Consider the following 12465-nt stretch of genomic DNA (forward strand, 5'->3'; position numbering starts at 1 on the left):
TCCCTCGACTTTCTTGCTAAGATATCGGTATTAGCGGTGGCTTGGTAGTTAAATTTTGTAATCAAAAGTAGAGTGCAAAGAAAGTGGGTACGCCTTTTACACTCTATTTAGAAATGATTTATGGTCAAAGTAAATTAACGAGGTGGGTCAATATGTGCTGCGGTACTTGCATTAATTCTGAACCACCCTGCAATTGAGTACCTTGATTTATTTGCCGGTAAAACTTCATGAGGAAACTCGTCACTTAAAAAAGTAACAAGAGTGCCTTGTTTTGGCACTACTCTACACAACTCTTTGTCATGATCCTCTGCTTGATAGATGACGAGTTCACCGCCATCCTTGTCTTGCCAATCATCATTTAAGTAGAAAACAGTGGTGAGAACTCGGTTTGCTTTACCTTTAAACGCATCGAGATGTTTTTTATAAAAAGCACCTTCTTCGTAATGGGCAAAGTGACTTTCATAGCTAAATAGACCCATAAACAAGCGGCTGTTTAGGTAGTCTTTTAGCTGCTCCATCGAATTTAGGTAACCAACCTCTTGCTCATTCACTTTATCAAGCCAGCAAATTTTATCGCGTCGGATTTTGGCATTTTTTTCGTGGTCACTTTGTCGGCCAACCCCTGCTGTTTGAAAAGTATTTTCCTCTAAATTTGCAATGCGCGCATTGAGCGCTTGGATAATACTCGGGTCAATGGCATTTTCGATAATGCTCAAGCCGGTCGAGCGCAAATCATTGGCAATTTGCGCATAAATGGTTTCAACGTCAAAATCAGACAAGTCACACCTCCAGATAATGTGGAGGCTTTTTTACCTAATCAAGTCCAAAAAGGCAAGTGTATATTACTATTAGGCTTATAAACCTTGATTTTGCGCACAGGCATTAACAAATGCAGCAATAAGAGGCGAGCGTTTGTCACTCAATGCTGCGCGCTCAGGCTGGAAAAGTGTGGCAATAAAAAACGGGTGTATTGTCAATTCCACAGCGCGAATTTCAGTGGTATCGTCGTCTGCTGACGCAACTAAAGGGCCTTGAAGTAGGGCTTCACGAAAAGCTGTATTTAAACCATAGCGGCATCGGTATCCTTCCTGAATTGTCAAAGAGCCATAAATACTGGCTAATTGGCTTTGAGCAAATAGGTTGATTTTCTCAGTTGTTTCAACCAAGGCACAGCTTAAAGGCGATATGACTTGCCGCTTGGCGTCTGGCTGTGATTCTCCGTGTGCAGCGTCTGACCAACCGATGACATTTCTCGCATACTCAACAACAACATGTTGAAAGCCACCACAGGTGCCTAAAAATGGAACTAAGTTTTCTCTTGCGTAGCGGATCGCTCTAAGTGCGCCTTCTGGGTCGACATAGGGGGTTTTGGGTACGCACCAAATACCGTCAAATTGGGATAGATCTGTGTCTTGCACTTTATCCGTGCCAAGCCAAGTCGCGGTAACTTTTAGTTTGAGATCTTCTGCGGCAATATCTACAGAAAGTGGGATCCCTTGGTGAGCTGGGACTGTTGGATCAAAATCTCCGATTAAAACGATGGACAACTCTTTCATCTCTTTTCCTTAAGCATCGGCTTATTATTAGTATATTTTTATTGTGGGTATATCGGATGTGGACGCCTAGCCCGCCTTCTTGCATTTTGTAACAGGCTATATGGTGGTGTTTTATATGTTAAGCAGTTAACAGTCGCTTAATAATGTTATCACTCGCCCTTTCTATGAGATCTAAAACCAGCTCAAATCCATCTCCTTCACCGTAATAAGGATCAGGCACTTCCTTTACCTCGTCATTGGCGTAGTCTAAAAATAATTGGATTTTATATTGGTACTGTGGTGAGCAAACTGATTTAAGGTCTTCAAAATTCAATTTATCGGCACATAGAATAAGATCAAATACCTCAAAGTCTTCTGGACGCACTTGTCTCGAGCGTATGTTTGAAAAGCGATAGCCTCGACGTTCACCTGCTTTTACACTGCGTCTATCAGGTGCATTACCTTCATGGTAATTAATGGTACCAGCCGAGTCGATATTTACAGATAACCCTTTGGCTTTGATTTTGGCTTTTAATACCGCTTCCATAGTAGGTGAGCGACAAATATTGCCCATGCAAACAACGAGAATATTAGAAATTTTGGTATCTTGAGTCATTGTTTTCAGCCTATCTTTATTGAGCTATCACTTTAAATTGGTGATTAAACTAACATTCTCAACAGAGCAATAAAAGCGTAAGTGAGATAATTTCATGATAATGCTATAATTTTAATATTATTATGGGGTTGTACTCAATTTAACGAATTGCGTCGAGATTGAAAATGCACTTACCCTTGCGTAAAACTAAATCTAGCACACTTAATTTATTTTGGGTCTATCGTCATACATAGAAGATAGTGTGAATTCAGCGCGGAGTATTGAATGATATGCAGTAAGGTCGATGAGACAGGCGAGGTATGTGGACAGAGCCGTGTGGTAGTGCCTTGGTGGAGCTTTACTAAAACCGTAATTGCTACCTTGGTTATGCGCCTTTGCGATTCGGGTAAGTTAGGTTTAGACGATAATTGTCCAGGTAAGCCGTTTACTTATCGACAGCTACTGCAGCACACTTCAGGGTTAGGAGATTATTCTTTTTTACCTGAGTATCATCAAGCGGTTGCAAATAATGAAAAACCTTGGTCAGTAGACACACTATTTGAAAAAGTAGATGTAGAGACTTTACGCTATGAGCCAGGGGGTGGCTGGTGTTACTCGAATATAGGATATTTGCTTCTGCGGCAACAAGTTGAACGATTGAGTGATACCGGGTTCGTTGAATTGGTGGAAGGGCTACTAGTTAAAGAACTTGGCCTGAATAGTTCGATTTTGGTTAACGATAGTCAGGCTTTTGGTAGACTTTATGGAAGCAAAGAAAACTACGATCCGAACTGGTGCTATCACGGCCTGATAGCAGGCAATGTTGAGGATGCTGCTTTATTTTTACATTATTTGCTTAATGGCGATATTCTCAGCACGGATGTATTAGCGCAAATGACGCGCACGCTGCCCTTAAAAGTCAATGTTGGGGCTCGTCCTTGGACGCAACCTGCAATTGGTCTGGGTTTGATGTGTAATGATGATAAAAAGCTAAAAACAGCAGGCCATACGGGAATGGGGCCTGGGAGCGTGATTGCCGTGCATCATTTTTACCAAGCAAAACCGCAAACTATCGCGATATTTTCCCAAGGTCAAGATCAAGCTATTGTTGAAAACAAAGCTGTGCAACTTGCTGCGAATAAGCAAGTTGAGACTGGATAAAGCCGTTATTACCGCGGCAAATGAACGCGATACGGATATGTGATGACGCATTAGCATTACAGACTGTGGGCTAGATGGTCTGGTATCGCTTTGCTTGCAAACTGGATTACGTATCCACATATGAATTAGGGGCGTTTGTAGCAGTGCTACCGAAGTAGAAATTATATCAATCTGATATGTGTGCGGTTTACCCAAATAAAGTGTTTCTCGCACAAAAGGTATCGGTTGCACTGCTGTTTTGAGTGAGCCAGAGTCTATTTCAAATTCAAAGTAGTTGAAAACGATTTTTTAATAGCCAATAAATATGATTGTTGCCTATTTAATATGTAATCAATATTAATTAAATGTAATTTTTATGTAATTATTATGGTTTCTTGTAAAGGTTGAAATGAAGGAAACATGATGAAACATATATTATTAGTATCAGGATTATTACTGTCTTTTGCAGTAAGTGCGCAAGTAAGCGTATCTGTCGATCCAACTGAGTGTAAGCAGGTAGGCGCATATGGTGAAATTGCATTTGAAGAAGCGGGTGTGACAAATATATCCTCGACTCAGGACTTAACTATCCGGTGTCCCATTCGCAACCAAGTGGGGCTCAAGTTTCAGGGGCTAGATATTTGGCACCAACCGCATCGCACGGTGTATTGTAGTTTAGTTCGCAGACATTGGTCGCACTATGCAACTAAGCCCACTTTATTAAAGAAAGATTTTACCTTATCTAGCTATCCAGGGTTTTTATATCAGTCTGTCTCTGCAAGTACCATAGGAGATAGTAATAGAGATGTGGGCACAGCTTACAGTTTAGAATGTCGTTTAAGTAAAAAAGTGGGTACTCAACAGACCTATTTAGGGGCGTATACAGTTAATTTTAACTAATTACACAGGCTGTGTCGGGACCAGACACAGCCTACCAGTAATTGGAAGTTAGTGTGAAAGGCATCGAGCATGGCTTGACTCTAATCTGACATATTGATCGATAATAACCTGACAACGAATGCTTTGATTAAAGCGCACCAGCTCGCACGCTAAGCACGCAATATGTCTAAACCCTTCCAGTGCTTTTTTTCTTATTTTTAATTCTTTTTGACTTCTAACTATGCTGCTGAGTGCATCCGCTGCCGCTTCTAAAAAGCAATCATCATCAGAGTCTTCGAAAATGGGGCAATGATCAAAGTAGAAATTGCATACTTCCACCATGCGGTTAATCGATACTCTATTTGCACTTGGCTGTTGTAATATTCTGAGACTGATTTTAAATGCTTCGTGATAGCAATTTGCTGCTTTTTCTTGGTGGCCAAACAGGAAAGCGGTTTGCGCACTGTCTATTAAACGATTGTATTTGATCGTCAGCGAAGGTGAGTTAGTAGATGAGACTAGAGTAAGTAATTGTGCTGACATGGTTATCCTTTGTTCAAAAAAGCAGTGAATTTGCCTTTCATATCGATGCATTAAATAGTAATGAAAATCAATATCATTTGCAAGTTCCGAGGCGTTCTCTATATTTTTCTTGCTTAACCTTTTGATAAGTTTAAAATCCAGCTCCACTCATTTATAAAAGGAAATCCCATGAGCAAAGTAGTCCGAGTCGGGGTTGGTGTTATCATCAAACGAGATAATCAAGTTTTATTGGGGGAGCGTATTGGGGCCCATGGTGCAAATACGTGGGCAACTCCTGGTGGCCATTTGGAATTTGGCGAGAGTATCGAATCGTGTGCAGCTCGAGAAGTGCTTGAAGAGACAGGGCTATCTGTTGTTGATGTCAAACAAGTCGGTTTCACTAATGACATTTTTGAGCATGAAGATAAACATTACATCACTATATTTGTTGAAGCGCGATGTGATGAAGGGGAAGCACAAATTCTTGAGCCGCATAAATGTAAGCAGTGGCAATGGTTTACATGGGATAACTTGCCAAAACCTCTCTTTATTCCAATGATAAATTTAATCGAAGAAAATCCAACACTTTCCAAGTCATAACGTTAATTTTATTCCTGAATAAATCAGGTTGTAAATTATTTATTTGATTGCACAGTGTTTGCACAATCAACTCCTATAGTTAAAAAAACAGCAATAGTTCACCACATTTGGTGAGACAGTTTTTTCTTAGGGGAGTGTTTGAAATGAAGCAAGGTTCAATTGTTCATAACATATCTGTACTTACAGCAAGTGCAGCTATGTTGATGTTGACAGGGTGTGGCTCCAGTAGTAGTGATAACACGCAAACTGAGTCAACGACGCAGCAAAGTGTTAATAACACAGCAGATACCAGTACATCAGGCAGTACCAATAGCACTTCAGATACCAGCAATAGCACTTCAACATCAGACTCGACGAGTGATACCAACACTGATAATTCAGGTGACACAAGTGGTGGCACTGATAGCTCAGGTGGTGTTGATAATGGGACGGCCACGGCATCAGGCTCAACCGATGGGGTGTTATGTGATTATTTCCATAATGAGTTTAACGACTCTGCATCGGTTCAAGCAACCAGTAATGCAGATTGGAATTGTACAGGCAGTGCAAGAACCTTAACAGCAAATGGCATTCCTGACCACCAAACAGGTACTTTCCCAAATCCAGGCAATCCTAATACGATCGGTGAAACGTCAGTGTCGATCAGTTACTCGCTGACGCCAACAAAAACTGAGACCACTTCAACACTCGGTGGCCCAAGAGGTGCAACGGGTTATGTTTTGAATGGTGTAAAAATTGACGCAAATACAGCAGGCTCCTGTGATGACTCTGGCAATGACTGCTCACTAGTCGGAAACACGGGAAACTGGAGTATTGAAGCATTGGGTCAAACGAGCTTTGATTTTGGTACCGATGATAATAACGCTCATGTGCAACCGGATGGCTCATATCATTACCACGGCATGCCAGAAGGGTTTATAGCACTTCGCGGTGGTTCAGACACAACCATGACATTAATTGGTTGGGCGGCAGATGGTTTTCCAATTTATGCGCGATATGGCTATAGCGATGCTGATGATGCACAGTCCGCGCTCAAAGTGATCACAGGTAGCTATCAACTGGTTGAAAATGTCAGCAGCAATCGACCATCTACCTCAGTTTATGCGTTAGGCACCTTTGCGCAGGATTGGGAATACGTGGCGGGGAGTGGAGATTTAGACGAGTGCAATGGGCGTTTTGGTGTCACACCTGAATTTCCTGAAGGCATTTATCATTACTATGCAACGGACAGTTATCCATACTTTCAGCGTTGTGTGAAAGGTGAAATATAAAAAGAGGTAGATGTAATGACTTACTTTAAAAATCACTTTTGGTTCGTTTTCTTTTTTTTATTCAGTGTGCCTGTTAATGCACACCTTATGGTGGCAGAGCGCGGGACGCTTAATTTTGATGAAACAGGTGTTTATACCGTAATTTCCCTGTCGGCATCTAACTTTTTAGCGGCGGATGCAAATCGAGATGGCCACTTGTCCTTCACCGAGTTTAAGAAGGCAAAAGAGACTATTTTCAAGCAAGTACTGGCTGGTATTTATATGCAACAGGATAAACAAGTCAGGTACTTGGAGGGGCTGATGTTGTCTCCTCAAGCGTCTCATCATGGCAATGGGCGTGAAATAGATCAAATTATCGTGATGGGTAAGTTTATCAATGTGGATCACACGAAGCATCTGTCATTCCATAATGTTTTTTACGGTGATAAGGCGCATAGCTCTGTAGAGATAACTGCCAAATATAAACGGTTGGGGCTGAAGAAAGCATTTGTTCTGACCTCAAAAAAGCAGGGTGAGAGAGTATTTTAGTCTAAATTATTGGTGAGCAGCTGCAATTATGGTGATTGAGCCTGCTCACGAGCCAAGATAACGTCTAGACGCTTTAACTCATTGCTGTCGAATAAGCTATGTTTGAGTGTACTTACTCTTTCATCTTGCTGTTCAAGTGGGGCTTGCGCAACAATCGCCTGATGAGCTTGTTTATAGTGTTGAATTCTTTGCTGCCATTGTTGTTGCTTTGATTGTAATGCAACAAGACGCTCAGCAGCTTCACCACCAAAGTTTGCACTAAATTGGTTATAGTCCATTGCGTGCCAGTTGTTTTTGAGTTCAATGAAGCGCTGCGATGATTCAATTATCTGTCGCTGCGCGTTTGGCAGTTGAGAGATATGTGCATCGAGCAGTGATTTGCGCATGTCATCACTGAGTGTTTGGTCAGAAAGAATGTGCCAACGTGCTAAAGTATGCACGTGCCAGCTGTTTTCATCTTTAAACCATGCACTAATAACTTGTTGTGAGAAGTGTTGTTTTTGTAAAACTGCTAAAGCTTCAAAGCGTTCATGCATGTTTAAATTTGGATCTATTTCTGTGAGCGCCACTTTATAATGCATGTAATCATGGGCGAGTGACTGCAAGCAAGCTGGCAGCTGATGAATAAATTGAGGCCAGTTTTCAACTTGCAGTTTATGCTGCAAGGTAATTAACCAATCATCAATGTATGCTTTGTGTGATTTTGTCACTGTGCTGCATATTGGTATGGGGTTTGAGCTAACAGGAAGCTCGGTTGTTGCACGGGTTTTAGGTTTTTGAACAGTAGGGTATTGCAGTGCGATTTGCTCAGCGCTTTGTGTGTTGGTATCGAAGTACCACAAAACTAAGGCGCATAGCGCCCCAGCAATCGTCACCGTTAACAGATATTTTCCTTTCACAGGTTAAGCCCTTTTAAGCGAATGATATGTTGTCTGTATAAAGTTAACGGATCAGTTTCAAATAGATGGTGGATCCCTATGGTTTGATTGACTTGATCTAAATGGTTCATTTTAAAATCATTGCCTATGACTTGCCCTAAATTACTCGAGCAGGCTGACACCAGTCCATCATTAGGCTCGTTAAAAACCTGTGAGATAAATGCCAAGGGGGTATCGGCGGGATCAAACACATTGGTCCATGCTTTAGCGCCACTCCAAGAAAAATAATAAACACCATTGTGCTCAAGCATGTTGCCTTGACCACAATATTGATTTGGTATGCCTTCTGGATATTTTTGGTTAAATGCAAGGGTGCCTTCTGTGGTTAATGCTTCAAGTGCTTGTAAAGCATCTTTAGGTGCAGTGGCTTTTCCTGACAGCAAATCAATTAGGCCGGCTAATGCGTTTGCGAGTGATGCCAAAAACTGCTCAGAAAAAGAACCTCTGTCAACACCGCCTCTAACGACATCGGCAAATCGACTCCCCCAATTTACACCGCCAATACTGGTCACCGACGCAACCCACTGTGGTTTTACTGATGCCACATAGCGGATCGTTTGTGCACCTTGGCTGTGGCCGATTAAATTCACCTTGTCTTTACCCGTTAGTGCCCTGATCAAAGCGACTTGCTCAAGCAGTTGCTCACCTCTCAATTCTGAGTTATGTGCAGAGGAGACTTCCGCGACGAATACATTGCCACCTTCTTGTTGAATGATTGAGGGGACTCGATAAAAGTAATCAACACCGAGCAAGTTATCGAATCCAAATAAGCCATGTACCAGCACCACTGGATACTCGAGGGTATCTCGGCTATAGGCTGAGTGTGTAAAGCAAGACGTAAAGCCTAAAATGAGAATCAGAATAAACCTTTTCATGTATATGCTCCATATTTTACAGTTTAGTAACATTAAAACTAGAGCAAGTACTTCAGAGATCAAGTGGTGAGGTTGAAAAATAGACAGAATATTGAGTTTAATGTGTATTTATATAAACGATATTTCACTTAACTTTTTGATATTAAGTCAATTAATAAAACCTTGATTTTCAGTGCATGCAATTATAGTTATAGATAGTGATGAGTTTTGAACTGGGGCAACCTGTCTTGATAACAATTTGCCTGTCTGCATGATTAAGCATGTGTATTGATACCGTACTGATAGTGCTCAATTTTCTTAAGCAATGCTTCGTGATTGTTTATCACATCAGAATTGGCCGGGTGCTGTGATTTTACATAGGCGAGGTCCTCACGCATTTGCTCTATCACGTTAAATGGTTTGGTGTTAGCGTCATTTAACGTGGTACCACCCAGTTGACCATCATGTTTAATAAGGCCATAACGACCGGTTAAAAATGCCATTTCACCCATGGTCAAATAACCTGATTGATAAAGTGTATTTGCCGCTTCACTTTGTTCTTTTAAGGTCATATTGGTGAAATCAAATGCGCGTTCAGGGCTGCTTGTACTTGTTGATTGCGTTACTTGGCCGGTATTTTGCGCAGGTGTTGTTAACGTACTTTGCCCTGTTGGCGCATATGTGTGCGCTGTATTTTGAATGTGCATCTTCTGTCCTTGTATTTGCCTTGCTTTAAATTTAAGCAAGCCGTATTCCAAAAATATGCGGTGAAAAAAAAAGAGCCGTTCGGCTCTTTTTTAACAGGTTATAATGCTTGGTGAGGGCCAAACACCTCGTAAAGAATGCGGCTTTCGTCAACACCTAAATCGAGTAACTGGGTTTTTATAAACGCCATGAATGCGCTTGGTCCACAGAGATAAAATTCACCGGTTTCTAGAGGTAATTCAGAGGATATTTCAGTTAGGTGCATTCGACCTTCGTGGTGCCCATTTGCATTATTCTCAATCCAATAATGGCTTTGCAGAGAGGAAAGTTGTGGCTTGAAAGCTTCTACATCGTCATAAAATGCATGCTCTGCATGCGTACGTGCCGCATGTAAGAACCAGCAAGGCGTGTTTGATGCGTTTGATTTGATTGTTTGCAGCATCGCCATCATGGGCGTGATCCCGACACCTGCACTGATCAATACCTTAGGTGCATCTGACGCTAACAAAATAAAGTCACCAGCAGGAGGGTATGCATCTATTTCGTCGCCTTGCTTAAGTGTGTGCAAGTAGCTTGAAACTAAACCCTCTTTTTTTACTGAAATACGATAATGATCGCTGTGATTTGATTGCGATAGTGAGTACTGTCTGATCTGGCGATTTTCAGACCCTTGAATTTCACAATCTATGGCAAGGTATTGCCCCGCTTGATAGCTTGCCACTGGGCGTTTATCTAACGGCGTTAAATAAAAGCTCTTAATGACCTCCGATTCTTGTACAACCTTGGTAATTTCAAAGCGACGACGACCGCGCCAGCCACCAGACTTTTGCTCGTTATTTTGATAAATCGCCTCTTCTTGGGTGATGAATAAGTCAGCTAAAGCACCATAGGCTTGAGCCCAAGCATCAATGATCTCTGGTGTACATTCATTGGGAAACATTTCCTGTAATGTAGCCAATAGATGAGTACCTACAATGGGATAGTGCTCAGGTAAAATGTTTAAACTGGCGTGTTTGTGATTGATGCGCTCAATAGCCTGCGCCAGTACTGCGGGGTTATCAATGTGGGTTGCATAAGCCGCCAGTGCATTAAATAGCGCAAACTGTTGCTTGCCGGTTTTTTGATTACTGATATTAAAAACATCTAATAACTCAGGGTTATGACTAAACATACGTTTGTAAAAGTGATCAGTGACCGCAGGGCCAGCATTCGCAAGCAGAGGAATGGTGTCCTTAACCAGTTTAATTGTTTGAGTTGATAACATAGGTATTCTCCAATTAACCACGACGCCCGTCGAGGCGATGTTTCATTAAAATAGGGGTGTAAATCGCAACGAAAATGGTAAATGCACCAGACCATAAAATAGCGCTGGCAAGCCATGCATCGTGCGGATTGATAAATAAAGGAAATAGACTTCTGATCAGGGCTGATAGAAAACACAGTGCAAATGCCACACTCAGGAGTGGGTGTGCTTTGAGAGGTCTTGCGGTATGTCCTAACGACACTCTCGACATAATTGATAAAATCATCAGGCCCATTGCACCTATGGTGATCAAGTGCAAAGCGTCTTTGGCTTGCCATGCAAAGTTCAAATAGGCACCACCAAACCCGACTAAGCCTATGCCCATCAAGCAATATGCGATATAGAGCGACCAAAGTAAGGGGACTTGCCAGATTGCGAATTTGAACCAATACACGCTTCGAGCGATATGCAACAGGCCTGTTAAAATGAGTAAGTAGCCTGGGTTTATAGGGCTATTCAATACATGGTGAGCAAAGAAACCGATAAGCCCTAATAAAGCACTCCAAAACAATGCTGTGTTGAGCAAAGGGGTCGTCGTTTGTGATTGCAGATTTAACCCTCTTGCAATAAAAAACGGTATTACGCGTCCTGCAATGATGCTGATTAAAAAAGTAAAACCAAGTACACCAATATGTGACAAAGTAAGTGCAAACAGGTAGTTGTGGGTGGCAATCAACCAGATAAAGGTCAAGTTGACACTCGCCATAAGCGATAAAATAACGATGAATTGATAGTTATTTTTGCTCTTGGCTTGCACCAGCGTATTGGCCAGATGGGTAATGCTTAGCAACCAAAATAAGCCTTGGCAGATAGTGAGCCAAATGTAAGGGGTATCGGACAATACAAAAATTAACCTTGCTGCCACCCATAAGCAGCTCAGCAATAGCAACTGAACGCCATTTATCGTTGGGATCCCCGTCCAGTTTTTAGACGCAGTGAATAGAAAACCGATAGCAACTGCACTGGCAAAGCCAAATAACATTTCATGGGCATGCCAAAGCGTTGCAGGGACTTGGCTTTGCCAGCGTAAAATGCCGGATAAAACACCTGCCCAAATGAGCATACTGATAACAGCCCAAGTCGCTGATAGCCAGAATAAAGGTCTAAATCCCAACATCAAAAAGGGCCAAGTAGCTGGCTTTAACAGGATGGGTTTTGGTAGAGGTTCTTCAATTGGCAACATCGTCACTAGCGCACCTCTAAACCCAAGCTGTACTGGCACAAGCACCTTACTACATAGCTAATTTTTAATACGGTGGCGAACAACAAACTGCCAATATGCGCACTGATCTGTATAGGTATAGATAGCAGGTGAGAAAGTGGGTAACTGGCGATGATAGCGAGGCCAAAGCCAACTATACTGGCGACAAGTAGCCAATTCGAAGCGCTAAGTAAACGAGTAAAAACGCCCGTCAAGTTCTCTTGTTGTATTTGCATAGTATACCTACTTAGGTTGTGTTCGTGTCATATACATCGCACAAGATGTGCCAACTTTTAAATTGTTTAAAAACAAATGGTTATGATTTTATTGGTTTACTTTAGAGTCAATTTGACATATTTTAAATAAAGTCTTTTTGTAATAAATGGGTCAATAT

At 41.7% G+C, this 12465-nt stretch carries 15 protein-coding genes; 5 read left to right on the forward strand and 10 right to left on the reverse strand.

Annotation, left to right across the window (positions count from 1 at the left end; all coding sequences use genetic code 11):
* Window positions 1-134: 134 nt before the first annotated feature.
* The 3 genes from N473_RS22680 to N473_RS22690 form a co-directional block, all read right to left on the reverse strand.
* Window positions 135-779: a 2OG-Fe(II) oxygenase gene (locus N473_RS22680; RefSeq protein ID WP_063369925.1), complete on the reverse strand. Its 645-nt coding sequence runs from the start codon at window positions 777-779 to the stop codon at window positions 135-137.
* Window positions 780-854: 75 nt separating this feature from the next.
* Entirely contained in the window at window positions 855-1556 is a 702-nt protein-coding gene (locus tag N473_RS22685; RefSeq protein WP_063369926.1) for a CTP synthase, read from the reverse strand.
* A gap of 118 nt (window positions 1557-1674) precedes the next feature.
* The gene (locus N473_RS22690) at window positions 1675-2151 is read right to left on the reverse strand and encodes a low molecular weight protein-tyrosine-phosphatase (protein ID WP_063369927.1); all 477 of its coding nucleotides are present in this window, start codon (window positions 2149-2151) and stop codon (window positions 1675-1677) included.
* A gap of 264 nt (window positions 2152-2415) precedes the next feature.
* Between N473_RS22690 and N473_RS22695 the strand changes: the two genes are divergently transcribed.
* Both N473_RS22695 and N473_RS22700 read left to right on the forward strand, forming a co-directional pair.
* Window positions 2416-3291 carry a serine hydrolase domain-containing protein gene (locus N473_RS22695; RefSeq protein ID WP_063369928.1) on the forward strand — a complete coding sequence of 292 codons (876 nt, stop codon included), beginning with the start codon at window positions 2416-2418 and terminating at the stop codon, window positions 3289-3291.
* A 402-nt stretch (window positions 3292-3693) separates the two neighbouring features.
* On the forward strand, window positions 3694-4170 hold the full coding sequence (locus tag N473_RS22700) for a hypothetical protein (protein ID WP_063369929.1): 477 nt from the start codon (window positions 3694-3696) through the stop codon (window positions 4168-4170).
* A 48-nt stretch (window positions 4171-4218) separates the two neighbouring features.
* On the opposite strand, the gene N473_RS22705 is transcribed toward N473_RS22700, so the two are convergent.
* Complete coding sequence (locus N473_RS22705; protein WP_063369930.1) at window positions 4219-4692, reverse strand: hypothetical protein; 474 nt, start codon at window positions 4690-4692, stop codon at window positions 4219-4221.
* A 168-nt stretch (window positions 4693-4860) separates the two neighbouring features.
* Between N473_RS22705 and N473_RS22710 the strand changes: the two genes are divergently transcribed.
* From N473_RS22710 to N473_RS22720, 3 genes are all read left to right on the forward strand, one after another.
* Entirely contained in the window at window positions 4861-5271 is a 411-nt protein-coding gene (locus N473_RS22710; protein WP_063369931.1) for a nucleotide triphosphate diphosphatase NUDT15, read from the forward strand.
* A gap of 143 nt (window positions 5272-5414) precedes the next feature.
* The gene (locus tag N473_RS22715; protein ID WP_063369932.1) at window positions 5415-6542 is read left to right on the forward strand and encodes a YHYH protein; all 1128 of its coding nucleotides are present in this window, start codon (window positions 5415-5417) and stop codon (window positions 6540-6542) included.
* Window positions 6543-6557: 15 nt separating this feature from the next.
* On the forward strand, window positions 6558-7070 hold the full coding sequence (locus tag N473_RS22720; protein ID WP_063369933.1) for a hypothetical protein: 513 nt from the start codon (window positions 6558-6560) through the stop codon (window positions 7068-7070).
* A gap of 26 nt (window positions 7071-7096) precedes the next feature.
* Here N473_RS22720 and N473_RS22725 read toward each other — a convergent pair whose 3' ends face one another.
* From N473_RS22725 to N473_RS22750, 6 genes are all read right to left on the reverse strand, one after another.
* Window positions 7097-7969, reverse strand: coding sequence for a lipase secretion chaperone (locus N473_RS22725; RefSeq protein ID WP_063369934.1), 873 nt, complete (start codon window positions 7967-7969; stop codon window positions 7097-7099).
* Complete coding sequence (locus tag N473_RS22730; RefSeq protein ID WP_063369935.1) at window positions 7966-8883, reverse strand: esterase/lipase family protein; 918 nt, start codon at window positions 8881-8883, stop codon at window positions 7966-7968. The genes N473_RS22725 and N473_RS22730 overlap by 4 nt, the downstream gene beginning before the upstream one ends.
* Window positions 8884-9137: 254 nt before the next feature.
* Complete coding sequence (locus N473_RS22735) at window positions 9138-9569, reverse strand: hypothetical protein (protein WP_063369936.1); 432 nt, start codon at window positions 9567-9569, stop codon at window positions 9138-9140.
* Between the two features lie 98 nt (window positions 9570-9667).
* Window positions 9668-10831, reverse strand: coding sequence for an NO-inducible flavohemoprotein (hmpA, locus tag N473_RS22740; RefSeq protein ID WP_063369937.1), 1164 nt, complete (start codon window positions 10829-10831; stop codon window positions 9668-9670).
* Window positions 10832-10844: 13 nt separating this feature from the next.
* The gene (locus N473_RS22745) at window positions 10845-12092 is read right to left on the reverse strand and encodes an NnrS family protein (RefSeq protein ID WP_196766462.1); all 1248 of its coding nucleotides are present in this window, start codon (window positions 12090-12092) and stop codon (window positions 10845-10847) included.
* A complete protein-coding gene (locus N473_RS22750) occupies window positions 12059-12307 on the reverse strand; it encodes a hypothetical protein (protein ID WP_063369938.1) in 249 nt (82 codons plus the stop codon). The genes N473_RS22745 and N473_RS22750 overlap by 34 nt, the downstream gene beginning before the upstream one ends.
* Window positions 12308-12465: the final 158 nt, after the last annotated feature.

Source organism: Pseudoalteromonas luteoviolacea CPMOR-1 (assembly GCF_001625685.1).
Classification (GTDB): domain Bacteria; phylum Pseudomonadota; class Gammaproteobacteria; order Enterobacterales; family Alteromonadaceae; genus Pseudoalteromonas; species Pseudoalteromonas luteoviolacea_K.